At 65.3% G+C, this 26,044-nt stretch carries 24 protein-coding genes and 1 tRNA gene; 18 read left to right on the plus strand and 7 right to left on the minus strand.

Translation table 11 applies throughout. The annotated features are described in order from the left end of the window. Positions 1–21 precede the first annotated feature (21 nt). From ada to alkB, 3 genes are read left to right on the plus strand one after another with little or no spacing between them, the layout of a single operon-like run. Positions 22–1,227, plus strand: coding sequence for a bifunctional DNA-binding transcriptional regulator/O6-methylguanine-DNA methyltransferase Ada (gene ada, locus PSO31014_RS07205; RefSeq protein WP_246176475.1), 1,206 nt, complete (start codon positions 22–24; stop codon positions 1,225–1,227). After that, on the plus strand, positions 1,224–1,964 hold the full coding sequence (locus PSO31014_RS07210) for a 2OG-Fe(II) oxygenase (RefSeq protein WP_150550981.1): 741 nt from the start codon (positions 1,224–1,226) through the stop codon (positions 1,962–1,964). Before ada ends, PSO31014_RS07210 begins: the two co-directional genes overlap by 4 nt. Next, on the plus strand, positions 1,961–2,620 hold the full coding sequence (gene alkB, locus PSO31014_RS07215) for a DNA oxidative demethylase AlkB (RefSeq protein WP_150550982.1): 660 nt from the start codon (positions 1,961–1,963) through the stop codon (positions 2,618–2,620). The genes PSO31014_RS07210 and alkB overlap by 4 nt, the downstream gene beginning before the upstream one ends. Positions 2,621–2,668: 48 nt before the next feature. Here the strand turns inward: alkB and PSO31014_RS07220 are convergent, their stop codons facing one another. Further along, positions 2,669–3,289, minus strand: coding sequence for an NAD(P)-dependent oxidoreductase (locus PSO31014_RS07220; RefSeq protein ID WP_150550983.1), 621 nt, complete (start codon positions 3,287–3,289; stop codon positions 2,669–2,671). Positions 3,290–3,502: 213 nt separating this feature from the next. Between PSO31014_RS07220 and PSO31014_RS07225 the strand changes: the two genes are divergently transcribed. Both PSO31014_RS07225 and PSO31014_RS07230 read left to right on the plus strand, forming a co-directional pair. Continuing rightward, complete coding sequence (locus PSO31014_RS07225; RefSeq protein ID WP_150550984.1) at positions 3,503–4,432, plus strand: LysR family transcriptional regulator; 930 nt, start codon at positions 3,503–3,505, stop codon at positions 4,430–4,432. A 229-nt stretch (positions 4,433–4,661) separates the two neighbouring features. Continuing rightward, positions 4,662–6,380, plus strand: coding sequence for an acid phosphatase (locus PSO31014_RS07230; RefSeq protein WP_150550985.1), 1,719 nt, complete (start codon positions 4,662–4,664; stop codon positions 6,378–6,380). A gap of 204 nt (positions 6,381–6,584) precedes the next feature. On the opposite strand, the gene PSO31014_RS07235 is transcribed toward PSO31014_RS07230, so the two are convergent. Continuing rightward, on the minus strand, positions 6,585–7,040 hold the full coding sequence (locus tag PSO31014_RS07235) for a MarR family winged helix-turn-helix transcriptional regulator (RefSeq protein ID WP_150550986.1): 456 nt from the start codon (positions 7,038–7,040) through the stop codon (positions 6,585–6,587). A gap of 192 nt (positions 7,041–7,232) precedes the next feature. Here PSO31014_RS07235 and PSO31014_RS07240 point away from each other — a divergent pair, with 192 nt between their 5' ends. The 6 genes from PSO31014_RS07240 (at position 7,233) to PSO31014_RS07265 (ending at position 12,280) form a co-directional block, all read left to right on the plus strand. Beyond that, on the plus strand, positions 7,233–8,921 hold the full coding sequence (locus PSO31014_RS07240) for an FAD-dependent monooxygenase (RefSeq protein ID WP_150550987.1): 1,689 nt from the start codon (positions 7,233–7,235) through the stop codon (positions 8,919–8,921). Between the two features lie 29 nt (positions 8,922–8,950). After that, positions 8,951–9,145, plus strand: a complete 195-nt coding sequence (locus PSO31014_RS07245) for a DUF2783 domain-containing protein (protein ID WP_150550988.1) — start codon at positions 8,951–8,953, stop codon at positions 9,143–9,145. Positions 9,146–9,243: 98 nt separating this feature from the next. Next, on the plus strand, positions 9,244–10,653 hold the full coding sequence (locus PSO31014_RS07250; RefSeq protein ID WP_150550989.1) for an MFS transporter: 1,410 nt from the start codon (positions 9,244–9,246) through the stop codon (positions 10,651–10,653). Between the two features lie 72 nt (positions 10,654–10,725). Continuing rightward, entirely contained in the window at positions 10,726–11,514 is a 789-nt protein-coding gene (locus PSO31014_RS07255) for an NYN domain-containing protein (RefSeq protein WP_051060351.1), read from the plus strand. A gap of 81 nt (positions 11,515–11,595) precedes the next feature. Then, positions 11,596–11,672 (plus strand) — tRNA-Val (locus tag PSO31014_RS07260). Positions 11,673–11,977: 305 nt separating this feature from the next. Continuing rightward, complete coding sequence (locus PSO31014_RS07265; RefSeq protein ID WP_150550990.1) at positions 11,978–12,280, plus strand: hypothetical protein; 303 nt, start codon at positions 11,978–11,980, stop codon at positions 12,278–12,280. Between the two features lie 87 nt (positions 12,281–12,367). On the opposite strand, the gene PSO31014_RS07270 is transcribed toward PSO31014_RS07265, so the two are convergent. After that, entirely contained in the window at positions 12,368–13,261 is an 894-nt protein-coding gene (locus PSO31014_RS07270; RefSeq protein ID WP_150550991.1) for a LysR family transcriptional regulator, read from the minus strand. Between the two features lie 146 nt (positions 13,262–13,407). On the opposite strand from PSO31014_RS07270, the gene PSO31014_RS07275 reads away from it, so the two are divergent. The 7 genes from PSO31014_RS07275 to PSO31014_RS07305 all read left to right on the plus strand — a co-directional run bounded on the left by PSO31014_RS07275 (position 13,408) and on the right by PSO31014_RS07305 (position 21,806). Continuing rightward, on the plus strand, positions 13,408–14,097 hold the full coding sequence (locus PSO31014_RS07275) for a glutathione S-transferase family protein (protein WP_150550992.1): 690 nt from the start codon (positions 13,408–13,410) through the stop codon (positions 14,095–14,097). A gap of 16 nt (positions 14,098–14,113) precedes the next feature. Next, positions 14,114–15,088, plus strand: a complete 975-nt coding sequence (locus PSO31014_RS07280; RefSeq protein WP_150550993.1) for a pyridoxamine 5'-phosphate oxidase family protein — start codon at positions 14,114–14,116, stop codon at positions 15,086–15,088. Positions 15,089–15,569: 481 nt separating this feature from the next. After that, on the plus strand, positions 15,570–16,418 hold the full coding sequence (locus PSO31014_RS07285; protein ID WP_150550994.1) for a DMT family transporter: 849 nt from the start codon (positions 15,570–15,572) through the stop codon (positions 16,416–16,418). Between the two features lie 105 nt (positions 16,419–16,523). Continuing rightward, positions 16,524–17,420: a LysR family transcriptional regulator gene (locus PSO31014_RS07290; protein ID WP_150550995.1), complete on the plus strand. Its 897-nt coding sequence runs from the start codon at positions 16,524–16,526 to the stop codon at positions 17,418–17,420. Positions 17,421–17,532: 112 nt separating this feature from the next. Then, on the plus strand, positions 17,533–18,867 hold the full coding sequence (argG, locus tag PSO31014_RS07295; RefSeq protein ID WP_150550996.1) for an argininosuccinate synthase: 1,335 nt from the start codon (positions 17,533–17,535) through the stop codon (positions 18,865–18,867). A 216-nt stretch (positions 18,868–19,083) separates the two neighbouring features. Continuing rightward, entirely contained in the window at positions 19,084–20,478 is a 1,395-nt protein-coding gene (locus PSO31014_RS07300) for an HdeD family acid-resistance protein (protein WP_150550997.1), read from the plus strand. 155 nt (positions 20,479–20,633) lie between these two features. Continuing rightward, entirely contained in the window at positions 20,634–21,806 is a 1,173-nt protein-coding gene (locus PSO31014_RS07305; RefSeq protein ID WP_150550998.1) for an alpha/beta fold hydrolase, read from the plus strand. A 280-nt stretch (positions 21,807–22,086) separates the two neighbouring features. Here the strand turns inward: PSO31014_RS07305 and PSO31014_RS22915 are convergent, their stop codons facing one another. The 4 genes from PSO31014_RS22915 to PSO31014_RS07325 form a co-directional block, all read right to left on the minus strand. Beyond that, entirely contained in the window at positions 22,087–22,257 is a 171-nt protein-coding gene (locus PSO31014_RS22915; protein ID WP_315973487.1) for a DUF6726 family protein, read from the minus strand. 218 nt (positions 22,258–22,475) lie between these two features. Beyond that, positions 22,476–22,757, minus strand: a complete 282-nt coding sequence (locus PSO31014_RS07315; protein ID WP_150551000.1) for a DUF1653 domain-containing protein — start codon at positions 22,755–22,757, stop codon at positions 22,476–22,478. A gap of 66 nt (positions 22,758–22,823) precedes the next feature. Beyond that, complete coding sequence (locus tag PSO31014_RS07320) at positions 22,824–23,594, minus strand: bestrophin-like domain (protein WP_174976433.1); 771 nt, start codon at positions 23,592–23,594, stop codon at positions 22,824–22,826. Positions 23,595–23,812: 218 nt separating this feature from the next. Beyond that, the gene (locus PSO31014_RS07325) at positions 23,813–25,897 is read right to left on the minus strand and encodes an ATP-dependent helicase (protein WP_150551002.1); all 2,085 of its coding nucleotides are present in this window, start codon (positions 25,895–25,897) and stop codon (positions 23,813–23,815) included. Positions 25,898–26,044: the final 147 nt, after the last annotated feature.

Here is a 26,044-nt window from a genome sequence, read left to right on the forward strand (position 1 = left end):
AGTCATCGGGAGACCCCTGAAATGCCCACCTATCCAATGATCGCCAAACGTCCCCTTCGCCCCGGCAGCCACACCGGCAGCCCGAGTCTCTCGCACGCACAGCCGTCTTCTGTCCCGACGAGCAACCGCGCGGCCGAATCGCACTACGCGACCGACGACGCCAAGTGGGCGGCGGTTGCCGCGCGCGACAAGCAGGCGGATGGCGAATTCTTCTACGCCGTGCGTACGACTGGGGTGTATTGCCGCCCCTCATGTGGCGCGCGACTGGCGCGGCGCGAAAACGTGACGTTCCATGCCGATAGCGCCGCGGCCGAGCGCGCGGGCTTTCGCGCCTGCAAACGTTGCCAGCCGACGCTCGGCGCATCCGGTGCGCGCCAGGCCCGTCACGCCGCACTGGTGACGGCCGCCTGTCGGCAGATCGAGACGGCCGAGGTGCCACCGCGTCTGAACGCGCTCGCGGCCGAGGCCGGCCTGAGCCCGCACTATTTCCACCGGCTCTTTCGCGCGGTGACCGGCGTGACCCCACGCGCTTATGCCAACGCGCGTCGCGCCGAGCGTGTACGCGACGCACTGACCGCGGCCGAGAGCGTCACGTCGGCGTACTACGACGCCGGCTTCAATTCCAACGGCCGCTTCTACGCGAGTGCCGATGCGCTGCTCGGCATGAAGCCCGCGGCGTTCCGCGCGGGCGGCAAGGCCGAATCGATTCGCTTCGCCGTCGCGCAGTGCTCGCTCGGCGCATTGCTGGTCGCCGCTACGCCGCGCGGACTCTGCGCCGTGGCGTTGGGCGACGACCCCGACACGCTCGTAAAGGACTTGCAGGACCGCTTTCCGCGGGCCGAACTGGTCGGTGCCGACGCCGAGTTCGAGCGATGGGTGGCCCAGGTGGTGGGGTTTGTGGAGTCGCCGCGCGCCGGTCTGTCGTTGCCGCTCGACGTACGCGGCACGGCGTTCCAGCAACGCGTGTGGCAAGCACTGCGCGACGTGCCGGCCGGTGCGACGGCCAGCTACATGCAGATCGCCGAGCGCATTGGGGCCCCTCGGGCGGTGCGGGCGGTAGCGCAGGCATGCGCATCGAACCCGTTGGCCGTCGTGATTCCGTGCCACCGCATCGTGCGCCACGACGGCGCGCTGTCGGGCTATCGCTGGGGCGTCGAGCGCAAACGCGCCTTGCTGGCCCACGAAGGCGAGGAAAGCGGCGACGCGACGACCAAGGTGACGCGGTGAGCGCGCGCGTGCAGTCGCTCGATTGGGCCGCCCTCGAAGACGAACTCAATCGCTACGGCGCGGCGCGCATTCCTCAACTGCTGAACGCGAGCGAGTGCGCCGCGCTTTGCGAGATGTACGGCGAGACCGACGCGCCACGGAGCACACTGAGCACTAAGCCCACGTCGCCGCGTTTCCGCAGCCGTATCGTGATGGCGCGTCACGGGTTCGGGCAGGGCGAATATCAGTACTTCGCTTACCCGCTGCCGCCGCCGGTCGCCGCGTTGCGTGAAGCGTTCTACGCGCCGTTGCGCGACATCGCGCACCGCTGGCACGCGGCGATGGGCATCGACACGCGCTATCCGCCCACACACCGCGACTATCTCGCGCAATGTCACGGCGCCGGTCAGCGCCGCCCCACGCCGTTGCTGCTGCGCTATGCGGCTGGCGATTACAATTGCCTGCATCAAGACCTCTACGGAGAACACGTCTTCCCGTTGCAGGTGGCCATTCTGCTGTCTCAGCCCGGCGAGGATTTCACGGGCGGCGAGTTCGTCGTCACCGAACAGCGCCCGCGCATGCAGTCGCGCGCCGAGGTGGTGCCGCTCACGCGCGGCGATGCGGTCTTGTTCGCCGTGCATCACCGTCCGGTGAACGGCACGCGCGGGGTGTACCGCGTCAACCTGCGACACGGGGTGAGCCGGGTGCGCAGCGGCCATCGACACACGCTCGGCGTGATCCTGCACGACGCCACATGACACTCGACCTTTTCGGCCCAGCGCATGACGACACGGGCCACGACACGCCGCAAGTTGACGCACTCGGTCCGGGCGCGCTCGTGTTGCGCGGGTTCGCCCAGGCGCAACTGGCGACATTGCAGGCGGATATCGACGCGGTGATCGCGCAAGCGCCGCTGCGTCACTGGCTGACGCCGGGCGGCAAGCGCATGTCGGTCGCCATGACGAATTGCGGGGACGTGGGATGGATCAGCGACCGACAAGGGTACCGCTATGGCACGCACGATCCGCTTTCGCAGCACCCGTGGCCGTCGATGCCGACATCGTTTGTCGCGCTCGCGCGCCGCGCTGCCGACGCGGCGGGGTATCGCGACTTCGCGCCAGACGCCTGTCTCGTCAATCGTTACTCGCTGGATGCGCGGCTCACGTTGCATCGGGATCACGACGAGCGCGACCTGAGCGCGCCCATCGTGTCGGTGTCGCTTGGACTTCCCGCAACGTTTCTGTGGGGTGGATTGCATCGTAGCGATCGCACCCGCCGCATTCGTCTTGCCCCGGGCGACGTGGTCGTCTGGGGCGGGCCGTCGCGACTCGTCTATCACGGCATTGCGGGCGTCGAAGGTAGCTTCGACGCCCAAGCCGTGCGTTACAACCTCACGTTCCGGCAGGCGCGCTGATCGCGCGGACGATCGACGCGCACCGCCGTCATCTCACGCTCAACAGCTTCAGTAGCCGACGGTAAAGCGCGCGCGCGGATGCGCGTTGCGCTCGAGCTCGTCGACCAGTGCGATGGCATAGTCTTCCATCGAGATCCAGCTCTTGCCGTTGGCATCGACGAGCAAACCGTCGCCACCGAGACGGAACTTGCCGGTGCGCTCGCCCGGCTCGAACAATGCCGACGGCGACAGGAATGTCCAGTTCAGCGGTGACGCCTTCGGCTCGGCGCGCAGCACTTGCAGGAACACGCGGCCTGCGCTGGCTTCCGGCTTGTACGCCTCCGGGAATTCCGGCGTATCGATCAGCGCCTTGCCCGGCGCGATGTCGAGGCTGCCCGCACCGCCCACCACGAGCAGACGCGGTACGGCGGCACGCTTGACGGCGTCGATGAGCTTGGCGGCGTCCATGGATACGAAGCGACCCGCGCTGATCACGGCATCGTGACCGGCGAGCTGCGGCGCGAGCGACGCCGGGTCGGTGGCGTCGCCCTTGACGACGGTGAGCCCCTGCTCGGCTTCGACGCGTTCGGGATTGCGGGCGATCCCCGTCACAGTGTGTTGACGTTGCAACAGTTCGGCGGCAACGCGTGTACCCACGCGGCCGGTAATACCAATCAAGGCGACTTTCATCAGGATTCTCCTGGGAGTGACGAGGGAATTCGCGACAAGCGGCAGACGCTCAACGCGCACAACGGTCGGGATCGTATTGGAACGACCTGCTGGCATCGCCTTGCGGCGACAATGCCGTCGTTCGATACCGCTCATGCTTGCCATCGTAGTCGCGTCAGTCGCGCAAAAAAAGCCCATAATGGCGATCACTTTGTTGCATCGATCGGGCAAATCATGGATCGTCTGACGGCAATGCGGGTGTTCACCGAAGTGGCCGAGCGGGGGTCGCTGACGGCAGCCGCGCAGCGGCTGGATATGTCGCGGGCGATGGTCTCGCGCTATCTGGCCGAACTCGAAGCGTGGCTTGGCACGCGGCTGCTGCATCGGACGACCCGTGCGGTCAGCCTCACCGACGCCGGGAACGACGCGTTGCCGCGTTGTCGCGAGATGCTGGGTATCGCCGACGATCTGGCGTGTGCCTCGCACGCCGACACTGCGCCGCGCGGCCTGTTGCGAGTGGCTTGCAGCACGTCGCTCGCTCAGGCATTCCTGGCGGCGGCGGTCACGCGGTTCATCTTGCGGTATCCCGGTGTCGCCATCGATCTCGTGGTGGCGGACCGCACCGTCGACCTGGTGGACGAGCGCATTGACCTGGCGATTCGCGTAACGTCCGAGCCGTCGCCCGGACTGATTGCCCGTCGTCTCGCCACGTGCCATTCGGTGGTCTGCGCGGCGCCGTCATATCTCCAGCGCCATGGCACGCCGGAGCGCGCCGAAGACCTCGCTCTGCACAACTGCCTGACCTACACGTACTTCGGCAAAAGCCTCTGGCAATTCACGCACAACGACACACCGCTGGGCGTGCCCGTCGGCGGCAATCTATCGGCCAATGAAGTCAATGTCGTCTTCGCCGCTACGCTTGCGGGTGCGGGCATCTCGATGCAACCGGTCTACTCGGCGCTGCCGCATCTGCGCAATGGCACCTTGCGTGCGCTGCTGCCCAATTACGTGCCACGCGAGATGACCGTCTACGGCGTCTATATGTCGCGCAAACAGATGCCCAGCGCGTTGCGCGCCCTGCTCGACGATCTGGTCGAACAGTTCCAAACCGAGCTGTTCGAGGACACGGGCTACGCCGGGCATCCGGTCACGCCCGCAGCGTGATCCGCCTGAGTCACTGGCACCGCGTGAGCCACGCCACCGAGTTGTGTCTGTCGTGACGCCGCGACGGCGTCACCGAATTGTCACACTCCCCGCGTAAAAACGTCGTCTGCCCGACCTGCCCCGGCAGGCGGACGACGCGGCTCCCGCGCGTCAGCCGTTGCCGAGCGCATGCGGGTGTGCACGCCTGCCTCGCCGAACGCCTCTGCCCGACTCGCCCATCAAGGACATCATGACGCACGACGCCAAGCCCCAACCTCAGGATCCCGCGCTCGACGCCGACCTCGCGCACGACGACAACCCAGCCGATCCGTCGCGCCGCCGTCTGCTTCAGGGCCTGGCTGCCATCGGTGCGGCCAGCGCGGCGGGTGCCACCACGGCCCTGGCCGGCTGCGCAGCCGAAGGCGGTGCCGGAGCGCCGACGGCCGTCGCCGCAGGCGGCACGTTCGACGCCCAGCTCAAGGCCAACATCAAGACGGTGGTCGTGATCTATCTCGAGAACCGCAGCTTCAACAATCTGTTTGCCGATTTCCCCGGCTTGGAGAAGCCGCTCGCGAAAGTGCCGGCATCGGTCTGCACCCAACTCGACCGCGACGGCAAAACGCCAATGCCGCTGCTGCCGCCGATCTTCGAGGGTCTCGTGCCGCGCGCTCAGAAGATCGGTGGAAAGAAGTACCACATCACCGAGAAGAACATCGCGCGGCAGCCGAACGCACCGTTCATGCTCAAGGATGCCGAGGGCCAGTTGCTGCCGACGTCGGTCATCACGCGCGATCTGTGGCATCTGTTCTGGCAGAACCAGATGCAGATCAACGGCGGCACGAACAACCAGTTCGCCGCATGGGCCAACTCAGGCGGTCTGACGATGGGTTACTACGGCGAGACGGCCAAGACACTCGACATGTACAAGATCGCGCAGCAGTACACGATGTGCGACAACTTCTTCATGGCGGCTTTCGGCGGTTCGTTCCTGAACCACCAGTTCCTGATCTCGGGACGCCCGCCGGTGTATCCGAACGCCGCGCAAAGTCCGGCCAAGGACAAGATCGCCGTGCTGGTCGATGGGCCGCAAGGTGTACGTCTGGCCGTGTCGCCGGCGTCGCCCGCGTCGGCGGCGGATGGTCCGCCGAAGTTCGTGCGCGACGGTGCCATCACGCCCGACAACTTTGCCGTGAATACGATGATGCCGGCTTATCAGCCGTCGCCGGTCAAGCCCGCCGCTTCCGGCGACAAGCGTCTGGCCGATCCGTCGAACCCCGCCACGCTGCCGCCGCAAACGTTCGCGACCATCGGCGACGTGCTCTCGACGAAGGGCGTGTCGTGGGCGTGGTACGCGGGCGCGTGGCAGTCGGCGCTCGATCATAAGGGCGGTGCGGACAAACCGAACTTCCAGTATCACCATCAACCGTTCAACTACTTCGCCCAGTTCGCACCCGGCACGGCCGCACGCGAGAGACATCTGCGCGATGCCGGTGAAGGCGACAGCCCGATCGCGAACAAATTCATCGCCGACGCCATCGCCGGCAAGCTGCCCGCCGTCACGTTCTACAAGCCGCAGGGCAACCTGAACCAACACGCGGGGTATTCCGATGTGGAGTCGGGTGACCAACACGTGGCGAACGTGCTGGCCCATCTGATGAAGTCGCCGCAGTGGCAGAACATGATGGTCGTGATTACGTACGACGAGAACGGCGGGTGGTGGGATCACGTCGCGCCGCCGCAGGGCGACCGCTGGGGACCGGGCTCACGCGTTCCGGCGCTGGTGGTCTCGCCGTTCGCCAAGCGCGGCAATGTCGATCACACGTTCTACGACACCACGTCGATCCTGCGCTTCATCACGCGCCTGTACGATCTGCCGACCCTCGAAGGCATCGCCCATCGCAACGCCGCCTTCGCGGCGCGCGGGGCCATGCCGCCGGGCGATCTGACGAAGACGCTGTCGTTCGCGTAACGAGGGTTAAGGTCGGCATCACGCGTGCAACGCGATGACGTTGAGGCATTGGATCGCTTCGACGTGCGCGTATCGCACTTGAGCCAAAGGGCACCTGCGTGGCAGCTCCCCGATCTTTGGGGCGCTGTTTCACGCGGGTGCCCTTTCCGTTTTCCGTGGCACCACGTAGGCGGCACGCGGCGCATGCCCCCCGGGTGAGATCGATCAGCCCTGCCCGTCGAGTTCGTCCGAGCGCAGCAGCAGTTTGTCGAGCAGTTGCTCGTACACGCACATCTCTTCGTCAGTCAGCGTGTCGAACAATCGGTCGTAGTGGGCGCGCGCCGCATCGATCACCACGCGCCACACACGCTCGCCTTCCGGCGTGAGCGTGACCTTGACCGCGCGGCCGTCGTGTTCGTCCGGCGCGCGGCGCACCAATCCGCGCGACACCAGCCCGTCTGCCCCCCGGCTCGCCTGACTCTTGTCGAGATTCGCGCGACGCGCCAGTTCCGAGTTCGACAACGCCCCCGCCGTGCCTACCGCCGCCAACACACGCGACTCGGCCAGACTCAGTTGCGCCGTGTCGGCATACGACTGCGCGATACGTTTGTCGTGCTGCTTCATCAGTCGGTGCATCTTGTACGTCAAGAACTGGTCGAGCGATGGGTGGACAGGCCGCATCTCAGTGTTTTTCCCTAGTCGAAAACGGTCGATATTTTGTTGCGAGCGCAACCTTAGCACACTAGAATGGTTGCGTTAGCAACTATATGCTCGTTGGCGTTTTCGCCATTCGCGCGCTGCGCCTGCGCCGTCTCCCCGCTGACAAGAGACCCGCGGCGTACGTGCCGAGCCGAATTTTTTGGGTGCCGCATCATGTATCGACCAGAGACCACCCCGCGCGCGTCGCTTTATCACGCGTACCGCGTCCATCCCCACTTTGCGCCGCAGGGCGAGACAACCCCGGACGTACCGGTCACCGTCGTTGGCGGCGGCCCCATCGGTATGGTCACGGCGCTCGCGCTGGCACGCCACGGGGTGCGCTGTGTGGTGCTGCAGGCCGAACAGCAAGTCTCGGAAGGCAGCCGCGCCATCGTCTTCACGCGGCGCTCGCAGGAGATTCTGCAAGCCGTGGGCGTGGCCGACGCCGTGATTGCCAAGGGTCTGCCGTGGACCAGCGGGAATTCTTACTATCGCGGCCAGCGCGTCTTCCGCATGGAGTCGCCGGTGGACGAAGACGACCGCTTCGCGCCGCTCATCAACCTGCAACAAAACGTGCTCGAGAGCTATCTGGTCGATGCCGTCGAGCGCCAGCCGCTCATCGAGATGCGATGGGGCAACAAGCTCGTTGCGCTGACGCAGGACGACCACGGCGTGGCGCTGCAGATCGATACGCCCGACGGCGAGTACACGCAACGCACGGGTTGGCTCGTCGCCGCCGACGGCGCGCGCTCGACGGTGCGCACCGCGCTCGGCTTGCGCTTCGAAGGGGCGAGCTACGAAGGCCGCTTCGTCATCGCCGACATTCGCATCGATCTCGACCTGCCGACCGAGCGCCTGGCGTACTTCGCCCCCGACTGGAATCCCGGCAACACGGTGCTGATGCATCGCGAGCCGGATGGCATCTGGCGCGTCGATTATCAATTGCCCGCGTCGGAGACGTCCGAGCACGCGCTGCAACCCGAGACAATTCGTGAGCGCATCGATGCGCAGCTCGAGATGATGGGCCTGGGCGGCACGCCGTGGGAACTCGACTGGTGCTCGGTCTATTCCGCGCGCGCGCTTACGCTGCCCGACTACGTCCACGGACGCATCCTCTTCGCGGGCGACGCCGCTCACCTGCTGCCAATTTTCGGCGTGCGCGGCGCCAACACCGGCTTCCAGGACGCCATCGATCTGTCGTGGAAACTCGCTGCGGTCGCCAAGGGTGCGGCGCCGGCGTCATTGCTCGCGTCGTACACGCACGACCGCGTGGGCGCGGCGCGCGAGATCATCGCGGAGGCCGGCAAAAGCACGCGCTTCATGACGCCGCCCTCGCATGGCTTCCGTGTGTTGCGCGACGCCGTGCTCGATCTCTCGCTCGATCACGAATTCGTGCGGCCGCTGTTCCACTGGCGCACCTCGCGCGCGCACGACTACCGCGACTCGCCGCTCAACAGCGCCAACGACGACAACGCGCGGATGACGGCGGGACCCGGCGTTGGCGCGCCGGCCCCGAACGTCAAGCTCGGCGACAACAACTATCTGTACGACCATCTCGGCGCCGCATTTCATCTGCTGACGTTTGGCGATGCCCCGCTCGACGATGCCGTGCGTCATGCGCTGATGACGTGGCGCGAGCGCGGTGTGCCGGTGAAGGTGATCGCATTCGCGCCGTCGGAAGGCGACGTGACGGGCGCGGACCTCAGGCTGCCCGATCCGACGGGCCATGCCGCGACGAAGTACGGTGCCGCCAACGGCACGGCGTACCTCGTGCGTCCCGATCATCATGTCTGCGCCCGCTGGCAGCAGCTCGACGCCACGCGTCTTGCCAGCGCGCTCGCGCAAGCGACGGCCCACGCCTGAGCCGTCACGTCATCCAAGGAAGCTCCGCCATGACCGCCCAACAAACCGCCAACGCCGGCCTCGAGGAGATTTACGACGCCCTCGCCCTGGCCATCGACGCCGCGCAGGAAGACAAGCGCGAGCTGCTGCTCGCCAAGGTCGTTCTGCTGCTGGCGCATGAGATCCGCGAGCCGCAGCGCGTGATCGACCTCATTCGGCAAGCCGCCCACGGCGCGCAGGATTAAACACAGTTCCCTTCGGCGTCCGCCCTTGACGGCGGGCCCGTTTTCATCACACCGCCACACAGTATCCGAGGCGGGGAGCGTTGGAGAAGACACCCATCATGAGTCGTATCACGTCTGCCGCCGGTATCGCCGGCGGAATCGCTGCACCCGCATCGCCCGCCGCTGTCGCCCTCGATGGCACGCCGGCGTCGCACTGTCTTCCGAACGAGGCCCTGGAGCGCGAAGTCGTACGCAAGGTCTCGCGCCGCCTGCTGGGTTTCCTGTTCGTGCTGTTCCTGTTTTCGTTTCTCGATCGCATCAACGTCGGCTTCGCCGCGCTCACGATGAGCCAGGATCTGAAGCTCACGAGCACGATGTTCGGCATGGCCTCGACCGTGTTCTACCTCACGTATGTGCTGTGCGGCGTGCCGAGCAATCTGATGCTGGTGAAGGTCGGCGCGCGTCGCTGGATCGGCACGATTCTGATCGCGTGGGGTTTCGCGTCGAGCGCCACGATGTTCGCGCACGACGCCACGAGCCTCTATCTCATTCGCGCCATCGTCGGCATTACCGAAGCGGGTTTCCTGCCGGGCATGCTGCTCTACATGGGCGACTGGTTTCCCTCGGCCGCGCGCGCACGTGCCAATGCCTGGTTCATGATCGCGATGCCGGTGACGTCCGCACTCGGCGCCGCCGCTTCGGGCTATTTGCTGCGGCTCGACGGCGTGGGCGGACTCGCCGGGTGGCAGTGGCTCTTCGTGCTCGAAGGACTGCCGACGGTCTTGCTCGGCGTCGTCACCTGGTGGTATCTGGACGACAAGCCCGCCGACGCGCGCTGGTTGAGCGTCGCCGAGAAGCACGCGCTCGACACGATGATCGCCCGCGACCGCGCTGCCGCGCTCACGCAACAGACGGGCGGTGCGGCGCACGCCGGCAACAGTATGTGGCGCGCCATTCTCACACCGAGCGTGGTGAAGTTCGCGCTGGGGTACTTCTGTCTCGTCAATACGCTCTCGCTGGCATCGTTGTGGATTCCGCAGATCGTAAAGAGCTTCGGCACGACGAGCAGCAACGTGACCATCGGCTTGCTCGCGGCGATTCCGTCGGTCTGCACGATTGCCGGCATGATCTGGTGGGGACGCCGCTCCGACCGGTTGCAGGAACGCCGCTGGCATCTGGTGCTGCCCATGCTCTTCTCCGCGGCGGGCTGGGTCGTCACGTGCTTCGCGCCGGAGCCGTCGCTGCGCCTCGCCGGGGTGGCGATGGCCTCGACCGGCGCCTACACCGCCATGGCGATCTTCTGGACGGTGCCCGACCGCAGTCTCGCCCCGCACACACGCGCCCTCGGGTTGGCGGTCATCAACGCCGTCGGCAATCTCGGCTCGGCGCTCAGTCCGATTGTCGTGGGCGCACTCAAGGACTGGACGCACTCGTTCACCTCGGGCCTGATGTTCGCTGCCGTGAGCTTGCTCGTCGGCATTGTGGTGCTGTGGTTCGCCCCGCTGGGGCAGCGTCGCGGCAACCGCTGATTCCGGTCACGGCATGACGGACACCGTTCCGGGCCATAATGCGAAACGTCTTCGCGTTCAAGGAACCCCGTCATGCCAGTGACACCCCCTGTGGCCGCCCAAGGCCCCACGCTCGTCGTTCTGATCGACGCCGATAACGCCGCGCCCGCCATCGTCGAAGGCCTGCTCACCGAAGTGGCCAAGTACGGCGTGGCGAGCGTGAAGCGCATCTACGGCGACTGGACCAAACCCAATCTCGACGGGTGGAAGAAGTGCCTGCTCGAATACTCGATCCAGCCGATCCAGCAGTTCCGCTACACCGTCGGCAAGAACGCCACCGACAGTGCCATGATCATCGACGCGATGGATCTGCTCTACACGGGACGCTTCGACGGCTTCTGCCTCGTCTCCAGCGACAGCGATTTCACGCGGCTCGCCTCGCGCATCCGTGAGCAGGGGCTGATCGTGTACGGCTTCGGCGAGCGCAAGACGCCGCAGCCGTTCGTCACGGCCTGCGACAAGTTCATCTACACGGAATTGCTGCGTCAGGACGACGAGCCGGACGGCGACGAAGCCCCGGCGCCGCGCAAGCGCCGCAGCGCGTCGGACCTGAAGCGCGACACGCGCCTCGTGCGGCTACTGCGTAACGCCGTGACCGGCGTGTCGGACGAGGACGGGTGGGCGAGCCTTGGCCCCATCGGCAGCCATATCGCCAAACAAGCGCCGGACTTCGACTCGCGCAATTATGGGTTCGGCAAGCTGAGCGACCTCGTGGCGACCATCGGCCTGTTCGACGTCGAGCAGCGCACGGGCAGCGGCGGGAACAAGAGCCTCTGGGTACGCATCAAGCCCAGGCGCGGCACGGCGAAACGCGGCGAATGAGCGCGCCCGAAACTTTTTTCGACGATATCGCGCGAAACGCTTGTCAGGTTCCGGAATTCCCCCTATACTCGCGGTCTTTCTAGGCTCGTAGCTCAGCTGGTTAGAGCACCACCTTGACATGGTGGGGGTCGTTGGTTCGAGTCCAATCGAGCCTACCAACGAATCAAAAGCACAAGGCGTTGCGCGTTTTTCGCGTAACGCCTTTTGTTTTTTCCGCGACCGCGCGAGGGCCATCCCCCGCGTTACAAAACGACACATCCCCGACAAACTGGTAGCACCTGCTGCGCAGGGTCGTCGATACACTGGCTTCAACGGTTCGACGAAAGCATCTGGATGGGAATACTTCCCGGCTTGCACCGCCTTCGCGAATCGATCCGACTCACTGGCTTCATTGCCCACGCGCACGCAGTCGCACCCTGTCATCGAACAATGCATCGACCTGCGAGCGTCACTGGAGGACATCATGAAACGCATGTTTATCGTCGCTGCCCTTGGCGCTGCCGCCGCGCTTGCTTCCAGCGCCGCGTCGGCCCGTGTAGATGTTGGCGTCTATCTCGGCTTGCCCGCGCCAGTGATTGAAGCGCCGCCGGTCTACGTGGCACCACAGCCGGTCTATGTGCAGCCGCGCCCCATGTACGAAGCCCCGCGTCCGGTTGTCTACTACGGTCGCGACCGCTGGGACGACTGGCGCGATCGCCGCTGGGAAGACCGTCACGATCGCGGCCACCACCGCGGCTGGGGCTGGCGTCACGGCGACGACGACTGATTCCATAACGAACGAAGCGGTCCGCCGATTGGCGTCGGCGGGCTTTTTACGCGGGAAGCGGCACTGTCGCTTTCCGCGTTCTTTTGTTCATCGCATCGACACGTCGCGCAACTCCCGCTTCATCCACTCCACGAACACGCGCGTGCGCGACGGCAACAGTCGCGCGTGGGGATACACGATATTGACCGGCCGTGCCGGTCCTTCGTAGTCCTTGAGCACGCGTACCAGACGGCCGTCGGCCATCGGCGCAGCGACCTGATACGAGAGGAAGCACCCGTACCCCATTCCGTCCAGGCACGCGTCGATGGCCGTGAGGCCATGACTGACCTCGAGATTGCCGTCGACCGGTACGACGAACTCGCGTCCGCCCTCCCAGAACCGCCACTGCCCGAAGCCACCACCGTGCGAGCGGATGCAATTTTTGCCCGCCAGGTCGCGCGGGTGCGTCACTTCCCCCTGCTCGGCCAGACACGCCGGACTCGCCACCACCACGCGACGAATGGCCCCGAGGCTTTGCGCAACGAGCGTGGAGTCGTCCAGCGGCGAGATGCGAATCCCGACGTCGATGCCTTCCTCCCAGAGATTCACCACGCGATCGTTGAGCAACAGACGGCATTTGACGGCCGGATAGGCGCGCAGGAAACGATATAGCGCGGGCGCGACGTGCAACTGCCCGAACAGCACCGGCGCCGTGACCACGAGTGTGCCGCTCGGCGCCTCGTGCCGCGCGGCCAGCCGCGCTTCAGCCTCCTGGAGTTCGCTCAGGATCTGGCGGCACGTGTCGAGATACGTGCGCCCCTCTTCGGTAAGCGCGATGCGGCGCGTGGTGCGATTGAGCAGCCGGACATCGAGCGATGTCTCGAGCGCCGCCAGCGTGCGCACGACCGCCGGGAGTGAGGACTCGAGCGCGCGCGCCGCCGCACTCAGGCTGCCCTGATCGACGATGGCGACAAACGTCTGCATGGCACGAAGTTTATCCATACCATGCATCATTACTCCGAATATTGGAGCAGTCAAATCAGCTTTACGGTATTTATCCGGAAATCGGCTTGATGGAAAATCGGTGCATCGCGTGACGCCCCTAAGCGCAGGACTCACGCGGCCTCGCTCACCACCGGAGACATCTCATGGTCCACCCCGCCGAAACGCATGCCCCCTCGCCCGCGCCGTCCTTGCGCCCAACGCGTCCGATTCGCCTGTATCGGCATGCGCTGTCAGGGCACTGCCATCGTGTCGAACTGATGCTGAACCTGCTGGCGCTGCCGTACGAGACCGTCGACATCGACCTCGTCGTGGGCGAGCAACAGCAACCGGCGTTTCTGGCCGTCAACCCTTTCGGGCAAGTACCGGCCATCGTCGATGACGGGCAGGTGATCGCCGATTCGAATGCGATTCTCGTCTACCTCGCAAGTCGCTACGATGCGCATGGGACCTGGTTGCCCCGCGACCCCGTGACGGCCGCCACGGTGCAGCGCTGGCTGTCGGTGGCCGCTGGCGATCTGGCCTTCGGGCCGGCGGCCGCGCGCGTGGTTGTCGTGTTCAAGCGCCCCGTCGACGCCACGGCGATGATCGAGCGCGCCACACTGCTCCTGTCGCGCATGCAAGCCTATCTGTCGGCACCGCAGGCGACGCCGTTTCTCGCCGGCGACACGCCAACGATCGCGGACGTGGCGTGCTACACGTATCTCGCGCATGCGCCCGAGGGCAACGTCTCGCTCGAACCCTATCCGGCCGTGCTTGCGTGGTTGGCCCGTGTAGCCGCGTTGCCGCGCTTCGTACCGATGGTGTCGACCGCTTGCGGCCTTAACGCCGCCTGAGCCTCGAGAGGACATCATGAATACGTCGGAACCCACTTCCGTCCCCACGTCGCCGTTCCATGCAGGCGAAATCGCCGTACAGACACTGGCCGGTTCGCGCGAAGCGATAGCGGAAGTCGGGGCGCGGGTGATCCGCACCGCGATGCCCGATCAACATCGTCAGTTCTTCGCGCAGTTGCCGTTTCTGGTCGTAGGTGCGCTCGACGCACAGGGGCAGCCCTGGGCAACCCTGTTAAGCGGCACGCCCGGCTTCGCCCAGGCGCCGGACCCGACGTTGCTGCGGGTGAATGCCTTGCCGCCCGCCACCGATCCTTTGTACGGCGCCGTGACGCCAGGCGCGCCGGTAGGCGTGTTGGGGCTCGAGCCGTCGACACGCCGCCGGAACCGTGTGAACGGACAGGTCGTCGACGCGGACGCGCAGGGCTTTGCGATTCGCGTTGCGCAGAGCTTCGGCAACTGCCCGCAGTACATCCACAAACGCGACATCACGCCGCAAGCGCACGCTGCACCGGCACTCGCCGAGCCGCCGCAGTCATCGCTCGACGACGAGGCCCAATGGCAGATCGCCAGCGCCGACACGTTCTTCGTCGCGACGCATTACGCGGGAGACGGCACGACCGAGCGCAGCGCCGGCACGGACGTCTCGCATCGCGGCGGCAAGCCGGGGTTCGTGCGTGTCGACGATGCCAACACGCTCACGTGGCCGGACTTCCGCGGCAACGCCTACTACAACACGCTGGGCAACCTGTACGCCAATCCGCGGGCGGGACTGGTGTTCGTCGACTTTGCGTCGGGCGACTTTCTGCACGTGGCAGGCGACGCGGAAATTATTTGGCATGACGAAACGGCGAGCGGCTTCGCCGGCGCACAGCGGCTTGTGCGCATGCGGGTGCGCGAGGTTCGGCGCGTGCGCGGCGCGCTGCCGGCCGCGTGGCGCGACGGCGAGGCGTCGCCAAGCGTCGATCGCACGGGCGAGTGGCCAATGGCGTGACGTCGTGCGTTCGTCTCGCGCTTGCCGTCTTCAAAAGTGCCGTGTAAAGTGTGTTCACGCCCGTCGAGTGACGGGCGTCGCTTTTCTTCTCATCGATCCATGACTGCTCACACGTCCCTCCGACTTGCCGTAGCACCGCCGCAACGCGCGGTGGGTTCACGGCTGCGCGGACGTTTTGCGGCAGTCGCGCCTCCCCCGCCGGCCGGCGTGGCCCCCCCCCCGCCGGGGTGGTCGCGGCCGTAGTCGTCGGCGTCGTAGCCTGACGCCAGCGTAGGCGCGCTGGGCGGTCGTCGCCCGGCTCAATTCCTTTACATCCGAATTTCAGTTTCGATCCGCCTGTCCGCGCATCGTGCGCCGAACGTCATGACACGTTGTCATGTCGCGTCGGCGGCGACATCGCGCCAGAGGAACCGGCATCGTTGAGCCATTTCCCCTGACGTCGCGCCCCGACAGGCCGGACATCCTGTTCAGGGGAAGATCGATGCAATCAGAAGGTCTCGCGTGGCGCCGGCACGGCGCGACGCTCTTGTTTGTTCTGCTATGGAGCGGCGGCGCACTGGCCGCCAAATGGGGGCTGGCGCATGCGTCGGCGTTTGCGTTTTTCGTCGTCCGACTCGGCGTGGCGCTGGCTGCGCTCACACTCGTCGCCCTGACGCGCCGTCAATGGTGGCCGGCCGCGAACACCCGCTGGCAAGTGGCGGGCACCGGCGTGCTGCTCATTGGCGGCTATCAGGCGGCGTACCTGCTGGCGCTCTCGCATGGCATTACGCCCGGCGCGCTCGCCACGGTGCTGGGCGTGCAGCCGATTCTTACGCTCGTGGCGCTGGAGCGGGCGCATAGCAAGCAACGTCTCGCAGGGCTGGCCGTCGCCTTGGCCGGTCTTGCGCTGGTCGTCGCACAAAGCCTGATGTCGGCGCGGCTGTCGGCGGCGGGCTCGCTGTGGGCGCTGGCCGCGCTGGCGTGCATGACGCTTGGTACCCTCGCGCAGAAAAGCTCGCGACAAACGCCACTCGACGTGCTGCCGCTGCAATACGCGGTCGGGTTCGCGCTGGCGTTACTCGTCGCGCCGACGCAGCCGTGGCATGTCGACGCGTCGCTCGGTTTCTGGCTGCCACTGCTCTACATGGCGCTCGTGATTTCGGTCGGCGCGACCCTGTTGCTCTACCGCATGATCGCCACGGGCAATCTCGTCACGGTCACCAGCCTGTTCTACCTGGTGCCCGTGGTGACGGCGCTGCTCGACTGGGGCATCTTCGGCCATCGTCCCACGGCGCTCGCGGTCGCAGGCACTGCCGCGATCCTGCTGGGACTGCGACTGGCGCTTCGATAGGCCAGTCGCGCGTCATCTCGGCTAAGATTGTCGGCTACCGGGTGACAATGATGAGACGAACCCTCTCGTTGTCACCCGGATCTTCTTATGACTGGGAGCTTGCGGATGGATTTACTCGACGACATGCGGATCTTCGTCACCGCGGTCGATGCCATGAGCTTCACGGGCGCGGCGGCGAAGCTCGGCCTGTCGAAGCAGTTCGTGAGCCGCCGCATCTCGTCGCTGGAGCAGGCGCTCGGCGTACGTTTGTTGTTGCGCACGACGCGGCGACTCGCGGTCACGGACCTCGGCCGCGTCTATTACGAGCGCGCACGACGCATTCTCGACGACGTGGAAGCCGCCAATCTCGCGGTGAGCAGTCAAGGGGAGCGTCCGCGTGGCAATCTGCGGGTCTCCGCCCCCATGTCGTTCGGCACGATGTTTCTCGGATCGGTCATTCCGTCGTTCCTCACGACCTATCCGGACGTCACCATCGAACTGGAACTCAATGACCGCACCGTCGACATCATCGGCGAAGGCTACGACGTGGCGGTGCGCATCGGCGCACTGGCCGATTCGTCGCTGATCGGCCGCGCGGTCGCGCCCATGCGCATGGTGACCTGCGCCAGCCCGCGGTATCTGGAGGCGCACGATGCGCCGCAGACACCGGAAGATCTGCGCGACCACGCCCTGCTGCCCTATGGACATAGCCAGCGCGTGAGTTGGAGTTACGCGCGAGACGGGCATCCGGTCGAGATTCCGGTGACCGGTCGCCTGCGCGTGAACAACGGCGAACTGGCACGCGACGCCGCCGTGGCCGGGCTCGGCATCACGTGGCTGCCGGTGTTCATCGTCGCGCCCGCCTTGCTGAGCGGGCGGCTGGTCACCGTTCTCGACGCGTTCGCACCCGCGCCGTCGGCGATCCACGTGGTCTACCCGCAGCATCGTCAGGCATCGCTCGTGATTCGCGCGTTTTCCGATTTCCTGTCGTCCGCATGCCGCGTGGCCGGCACCCAGTGGTGACCCTTTGGGCAATGTTTCGCGTCCCGACGCACGGGAATCGGCCGTCAGACTTGACCATCCATAGCCCGGACGGGGATACTTGACAGGTTAAAAACCCAGCTTTTCCACGCCGATGACCACGATTCTGCAACACATTCCCACGGGACAACGGGTCGGTATCGCCTTTTCGGGCGGTCTCGACACCAGCGCCGCGCTGCTTTGGATGCGCCAAAAGGGCGCGATTCCGTACGCTTACACGGCCAATCTGGGTCAGCCGGACGAACCGGACTATGACGAAATCCCGCGCCGCGCCATGGGTTATGGCGCCGAGAACGCCCGTCTGATCGACTGCCGTGCGCAACTCGTGGCCGAAGGCATCGCCGCCCTGCAATCGGGCGCGTTCCACATCTCGACCGCCGGCGTCACGTACTTCAATACCACGCCGATCGGCCGCGCCGTCACGGGCACGATGCTCGTTGCCGCGATGAAGGAAGATGACGTCAATATCTGGGGCGATGGCAGCACGTTCAAGGGCAATGACATCGAGCGCTTCTACCGCTACGGTCTCTTGACCAACCCGGGCCTGCAAATCTACAAGCCGTGGCTCGACCAGACGTTCATCGACGAACTGGGCGGCCGCAAGGAAATGTCGGAATTCCTGATCGCCAACGGCTTCGATTACAAGATGTCGGTCGAGAAGGCTTATTCGACGGATTCGAACATGCTGGGGGCGACGCACGAAGCCAAGGACCTCGAGCATCTGAATTCGGGTATCAAGATCGTGCAGCCGATCATGGGCGTGCCGTTTTGGCGCGACGACTGCGCGATCAAGGCCGAGGAAGTCACCGTGCGCTTCGAAGAAGGCCAGCCGGTGGCGCTCAATGGCAAGACGTTCGCCAGCGCCGTCGAGTTGTTCGAGGAAGCCAATCGCATCGGCGGCCGTCACGGCCTGGGCATGAGCGACCAGATCGAGAACCGCATCATCGAAGCCAAGAGCCGTGGCATCTATGAAGCTCCGGGCCTCGCGCTGCTGTTCATCGCCTACGAGCGTCTGGTCACCGGCATCCACAACGAAGACACCATCGAGCAATACCGCGAGAATGGCCGCCGCCTGGGCCGTCTGCTGTATCAGGGCCGCTGGTTCGACCCGCAAGCCATCATGCTGCGCGAGTCGGCACAGCGCTGGGTGGCACGTGCCGTGACCGGCGAAGTGACCGTCGAGCTGCGTCGCGGCAACGATTACTCGCTGCTCAACACGACGTCGCCGAACCTGACGTACAAGCCCGAGCGCCTGACGATGGAAAAGGGCGACTCGGTGTTCACGCCGCTCGACCGTATCGGCCAGCTCACGATGCGCACGCTCGACATCGTCGACACGCGCGAGAAGCTCATGACCTACGCCAAGGCCGGTCTGCTCACCGCATCGAGCGACGACGCCCTGCCGCAGCTCGAAAGCAAGAAGGACTGAGTCGGCCAACACTCGCCGTGCCTCTCGGGGCGCTGCGAGCGACGCCCGCCACAACAGGCGGCGCGCCCTGAAAGGAGCGCGCCGCCTTTGTTTTTGGTCTGTCACGGTTCACGCGCTAAGATAGCGTCAAAATCAGCCACATCCCCAATCCTCACGCATTCGGGGTGCGCGCCGTGTCCCGTCTCGCGGACAGGCGCATGCGATGGAGACCCTGCGTTGGTACGCTTGATATTGCTGCTGCTCGGCGTCGATTACTTGCGCCGCCGCGCCCTCGCCCTGATCTGGATCGGGGCGATTTTCTTAGCTTTCGGGCTTGCGCTGATCGTCGATGCCCTCGACGGGGTGGTGCACTTCCCGCTCAACGTGTTCGCCTGGCTGTTGCTGCTCGAAGGCCTCGCGACGCTGGCCATCGTCAGTATCGGCGTGGGCGGTCAACGCATCGTGCGCGGACTCAAGGGAGGCACCTTTACCCTCGCCGCGCTGCTGGTGCTCTTCTTTCATCAACAGCACGGTAACTTCTGGCTGTCGATGCTGTTCGGTACGCTATTCCTCGCCGATGGACTGTTGCAATGCGTGGCGGCCTATGTCGTGCGGTATCCGCGCTGGATGTGGGCCACGGCGGGGGGATTGGTCGAGATTGCCGTGGCGATCTTCTTCTATCAGCCGTATCCGACGCACTACAAGGGCACCTTGCCCTACGCCATCGGGCTGGGGCTCGCGTTCACCGGGTGGAACTTACTGGTCCTCGCCATGCGCGCGCGGCGCCTGCGACGCGACTTCCGCGTCGAGCAGATTCTCGGCAGCCCCAGCGACAAACGCGGCTTGTGGAGGAATCGTCCCCGCGCACCGCGCTGGGAGGGCCCGCCCGCCGAAGGCGAACCCGCGTTGACGGTGCACGTATGGACACCATCGGGCTCGTCCAAGGCCCCGGCGCGCCGTCACCCGGTCATCGATCGTTATATCGCCGCCGTCGACGGGAATGGCGTGATCTCGACGGGTCACGCCGCGCTGGAGAGTCACGAAGGCGTGTATGTGAGTCTGTATCCCGCCAAGGAAATCGACCGTTCTCCGGATCAATTCGGGCAATTGCTGCGCGCCACGCGCGAGAATGATGTCCCCGGCGTGTTCCAGCCGGACTATGCGACCGAATCGAAGGCCTGGTGTGCGTCCACCGTCAAGGTGCGCATTCGCAACTACAGCCCGCGCCAGTTAGGCGCGTTCTGGCTGACTTACCGTCAGAACGCCACGTATAACCTCACGCACCGCAACTGCTCGAGCAGTGTGGCCAAGGCGCTCGAGGCAGCGATCGAAGGCCGTGTGGGTCAACTGCCCGGCGGGGTGGATGCCGGCTGGTGGACTTTCGTGCGGCTGTGGCTCACGCCCGAGTTGTGGGTCGCCGCGCAACTGCGCAAGCGGGCCGAGACGATGGCCTGGACGCCAGGCCTGGTGCTCGATTACGCGCGGGCCGTGAGCATGCTTGTCGACCCGCGTCCGTTCGGCTGGATCACGATGTCGTCGCTCGCGCTGCGTCGCATGCGCCGGGCGCGTCGCGCGTGGCGGGAGGCCGCCGACCTGGCTACCGAGGCACAAGCGCAGGAGAATCGGCCATAGCGCGGCCAACGGATAACGGAAACGCCTGCGACATTTGGATGGCGACGGCGTAACGGCATGAGTACGACGCAAGGCAATGGCAGCAAGTCCGCGGGCGCCGCGTGATCTTCACTCACGCGCTACAGAAGTACAACTCCATACGAGGACAGTTCAGCATGTTCCATCGCCTCTGGCGCTTTATCAGCGCCGCCCTGTTTGCCAGTCTGGTCATCGGCCGCGCGGCCCAAGCGATCACACCCGAAACCGCTCCCGCCACCCTTCCACACGGGGCCATCGTCGACCGGCAGCCGCTCGATGCCGACCACGGCTTGCCCGAGGCCGGCGAGCAGTTCCGCATTCGTTACAGTTCCATCGATGGCGTGGGGGGTATCGAAGCCCGTGAAGACACGGGCGCTGTCTTCCTTCCCAAAGGACCGACACCGCCCGGCGGCTGGCCGGTCGTTGTGTGGGCGCACGGCACGGTGGGCGTCGCCAGCGCGTGCGCGCCGTCGCTCAACGTGCGCAGCCAGCGCGACATTCAATATCTGGGCACGTGGCTCTCGCTCGGCTTCGCCATCGTGGCCCCCGATTACGCGGGTCTGGGCTCGCCCGGGCTACACCACTATCTGAATTCGCGCGCGCAAGCCTACAGCGTGCTCGACAGCCTGCTGGCCGCACGCAGCGTCTTCCCGTTGCAGAACCGCGTCGTCCTCGTCGGACAATCGCAGGGTGCGCACGCGGCGTTCTCGGCCGCCGGTTATCAGCCGCAATACGCGCCAGACGTCAAAGTGATCGGGACTGTGCTCACGGGCACACCGTATTTCAACGCCCAGACGTCGGCCGCCATGCTGTTCGCGAGCCAACCCGATCCGGGCGCGCCGGATCCGAAGATTCCGTACGCGATGTACCTGTTCCTGTCGGCGGCCGACCGCGATCCGACGATGCAGGCGTCGCGCTACTTCTCGCCGCAGGCGTTGCCTGTGCTGAACGAAGCCCGCACGCTTTGCATCGACGAACTGACCGATCACTCCACGGCCGCCGGCCTGAATGCGGGCAACAGCATGCAGCCGGATATCCAGAAGCTGCTCGACAACGAGACGCCTTCTCTGCGCTACCCGACGCTGCATATCAAGCATCCGGTGTTCATCGGCATGGGCATGAACGACATCGACGTGCCGGTCATCATGCAACAAGCGTTTGCGCGCGATGTGGCCCAAGCGGGAACCACCACCCTGGTGCGTACGTACGAAGGGCTGGATCACGATGCGACCGTCAATCCCTCGCTGCGCGATTCGGTGCCATTCGTCCTCGACCTGATGTCGGCGAGAAAGCGTGCGCACGCACAATAATTAGAGGGACGCCTCGAAATTTTGAATGAAAAAAGTGGGGGGATTGATGATGAGAAAATCTAAGTAACTGATTTTATTATTGTTATTTTGCGTTGCATGTACGCAACACGCGGGTAACTACGTAAAATTACATATGGTGCGTCGCAACACGGCGTCCTATACTGAACTCGTCTCCTCCATGTCTCCTCCTGATATGGATTAAGCCCGCCATTCGCGGGCTTTCTTTTTTTCTGCTGCCGGAATTCGCTCGACCGTCCGGCGCGGTCATGGCCCAGCGCGCTCAGTCGATAGCGGCGGCACACGCGTCCGTCGGCGTGGCCAGCACGCCCCCCACCCCCGGAATGATCTTCAGCCCCGCCGACGCCACCCGACAGGGCGCCGCCATCAGTCCACACCCCGACACCGACGTCACGAACGGCAGAATGGCGAACAAGGCCCACCACCGGCGCAGATTGCGCGGGGCGGGCTTCGACGCCAATGTCGCGTCCCCCGCGTCGGCGGGGCGGAGCGCTTGTCCGTCGGCCGTTACCGGGCCGGCGCGCAAAGCGTCAATGGCGTGATGGGGCATTGGGGGGAGCAGCGTCATGTGGGGGAGTCCTGATAAGGGCGGGATGCCAGTCGTTCATGCGATTTGCCTCGGGCGTCGCAAAGCGAGCGAGGCGACGTGGCTCAGGGAGCAGGCGTCGTGTGGCCGATGTAGGTGAAGCGCGGCACCGGGCCGCTCTCCGTCTCCACCGGTTCGTTCCAGATGTGCAACAGGCGGGTGCTCATGGGCAGCCCTTCGCGCGGGTACAGCCGCGTGTAGACGACCACCGGCTCATCGGTCTCGTCGGCGCGGGCGACGCCAAGCGCGAGATAACAATTGCCTTTGTAATGGCGGTAGACACCCGGGCGGAACGCCTCGATTTCCGGCGTGGATTCCGCCGACGGCGCGGACACATTCGATACCATCGTTCTCTTCTCCTGCTGGCCACAACCGGATACGGTCCGGCAAAAAATGCTCGCTGAAGTTCCGCGTCAGCGCGGCACCGCGATCCCTACCGATTTCGCAAGCGGCGCGGGCGAGATGCCCGACGCGCCGCGGAACGGCTCATCGAGGTTGACGATCAACGCGATCACCATGCCGATCGCGCCCATGTGGATCGCGATGATGAAATTGCTTTTCCATGAGCCCGGATACCGGCCGTTCATTGCCATCGCCGCCAGCATGAAGAGCGCGATGACCCACCAGAACACGTCGGGCACGGTTTTCGTCGAGTTCTCGAAACGTCCTTGACGGGCCTCTTCCAACCGATCGAGCAAGGTCCGGATCGAACTGGCGCTGTCCTCGTGTTTCGCAACCACACGGCGCGTAGCCCCGACAAACGCCGTCAATGCCGCTTCGGTCACGGGCGACAGATCCGGGTCGGCGGTGCTCAGCGTCTTCCATTCGTCGGTGACGGCGGACGTCACGTAGCCGCGCAGCAACACGCGCGCGGTCTGCGCATCGGTGTCGCCGACCGCCTTGAGTTCTCGATCGAGGCGTCTGACCACCGACGCCTCGCGCAGCGCCTGATCGTCCGCATGGCCGAGGTTGGCGCGCACGTCGGTCAACACATGGGCGAGCACGAAGACGATGAACGCTAGCAGGCTACCGTGGACGACATCGGATACCGTGCCGCGTACCTCGGACGGGTCGGCCAATCGATCGAACAACCAGACGCGCGCCAGCCACGCGACGGCCACGGCAAGCACCGCCGTGCCGACGGCCATGCAAACGAGCAACAGCCCCGTCGGCATCAACGTCATTTGGTTCACCAGCCATTGCATTCGCGTTCCCCCGCATCCGTCTCGACAAAGCTTTGCGAAACTTACATGGCGGCGGTAAGCCCTGCACCGCCGCCGATGCGGCGACTATACCTGATGCGCGCCCGGCGGCAACGTGGTGATTCGTGGGCGCCGGGCGCGCGCGAATATCGCCGCGCCTTCGAACGTCCGCATGAACGCCCGGGACGCGCCATACGACCTCAAGACCACGCGTTACGAAGCTTGCGAGCGACATCGATGTGCACGGTCACGTCGCCCACCGGCCCTCGCGGCGCCTCGCCCTCGCGCGGCTTCGGGAGAATTTCGTACAGCGGCAACATCGTGTCGGAGACGAATCGGCTGCGCGTGCCGTACACGTGGCGATCGCCCATTCCCGTTTGCTGATGCACATAAAATCGCTGAGGCACGACCAGTTGCAGCGATTCCTTCGCGCGCGTCATCGCCACATACAAGAGCCGCCGCTCTTCCTCGATGTCCTCGTCGTCGCCCGTGCTCATGTCAGACGGAATGCAGCCGTCGACGACGTTGAGCACATAGACCGAGCGCCACTCCTGCCCTTTCGCACTGTGGATCGTCGACAGAATCAGGTAGTCCTCGTCGAGTAACGGCGGACCGGATTGCGCACTCGTGGCATCGGGAGGATCGAGGGTCAGCTCGGTCAGGAACTGCTCACGCGACCCATACGTGCCCGCAATGCGTGCGAGTTGTTCGAGGTCCGCCTGGCGCACGGCCGCGTCGTCGAAGCGTTGTGTCAGCAACGGCGCATACCAGCGCAGCGCCAGATCGACATCGGCCGGCCACGACAGCCGCGTGTCGTGCAACGCGATGAAGACGTCGACGAATGCGCGCCAATCGGCAGCGGCCGCCGACGGCGGCTTGAAGCCCGCGAGCACCTGCGCGGGCGTGGCGGAGGCCGACATGGCGTCGAGCAATCGGGTTGCACTCACGGGCCCGATCCCGGGGATCAACTGGGCGACACGAAACCCCGACAAGCGGCTGGCCGGATTGTGCGCCCAGCGCAGGATCGACAACATATCCTTGACGTGCGCCGCTTCGAGAAACTTCAAGCCGCCGAATTTCACGAACGGAATATTGCGGCGCGTGAGTTCCAGCTCCAGTGCCGCGCTATGGCTCCCGGTGCGGAACAGCACCGCCTGCTGCATCAATCGGGTGCCGGTCTCACGTTGCGCCAGCACCTGATCGGCAACCCAGCGAGCCTGCCCCGACTCGTCGCTCACATTGACGAGTTGCGGCAGATGCGTCGATTGACGATCGGTCCACAGCGCCTTCGCGTAGCGCTCGTTCGACTCGGCGATGACGGCATTGGACGCATCGAGAATCGGTTGCGTCGAACGGTAATTCCGCTCGAGCGTGACCACATGGGCGGGCTCGGCAAATTGACCGGGAAAGTCGAGAATGTTTCGGATGGTGGCCGCGCGGAACGCATAAATCGACTGCGCATCATCCCCCACGACGGTGAGGCCGCGCCCGTCGGGCTTCATCGCGAGCAGGATCTGCGCCTGCAGTCGATTGGTGTCCTGGTATTCGTCGACGAGCACGTGGTCGAAGCGCTCGCCCAGTTCGCGCGCGAGTTCCGGCGCGCTCATCGTCTCGGCCCAGTACAGCAGCAGATCGTCGTAATCGAGAACGTGCTGCGCTTGCTTCGCGTCGACGTAGGCACCGAAGAGCGTCTTGAGCTGCGCCTCCCATTGCGCGCACCATGGGAAGTGGTTCGCGAGCACTTCCGCGAGCGGTGCCTGACTGTTCACGACGCGCGAATAGATCGAGAGGCATGTGCCCTTGAGCGGGAAGCGCGACTGCGTGGCGGAAAAGCCGAGGTCGTGGCGCGCAAGGCCCAGCAAATCCTCGGCATCGCTGCGGTCGTGAATGGTGAACGCTTCCGACAGGCCGATGCGCGTTGCCACATCGCGCAGAATGCGAGCGCCAATGGCGTGAAACGTGCCGGCCCACGGCAGCGACGGCGGTTGCGACGACGCCAGACCCAGCACCTTTTGCAGCACCGCACCTACGCGTCGCTCCATCTCGCCGGCGGCGCGACGCGAGAAGGTAAGCAGCAAAATGCGGTTGGGGTCGGCCCCGCGCACGATGAGGTTGGCGACGCGATGCGCAAGCGTGCTGGTCTTGCCCGAGCCGGCACCGGCGATGACGAGCAATGGCCCGCCGGGCGCGCCGTTGTCGCCCACGCCATAGTCGACGGCTTCGCGCTGGCGGTCGTTGAGTTCGGCCCACGGATCGCGGGCGGGGGCGGTCGGCTGTTCGGACATGCGAGATCTGGGAGCGCCACGAAAAGGCGGGCCGTGGCCCGCAAGTACGCTCATCGAGTACTGTATATTTATACATTATAACGATGGCTTCGACGCCCATCGAGTCCCTTCGCACATTGAGACAAATTCCCGCTGTCGCCCGTCTGA

It is taken from the genome of Pandoraea soli (assembly GCF_902459595.1).
GTDB classification, from domain to species: domain Bacteria; phylum Pseudomonadota; class Gammaproteobacteria; order Burkholderiales; family Burkholderiaceae; genus Pandoraea; species Pandoraea cepalis.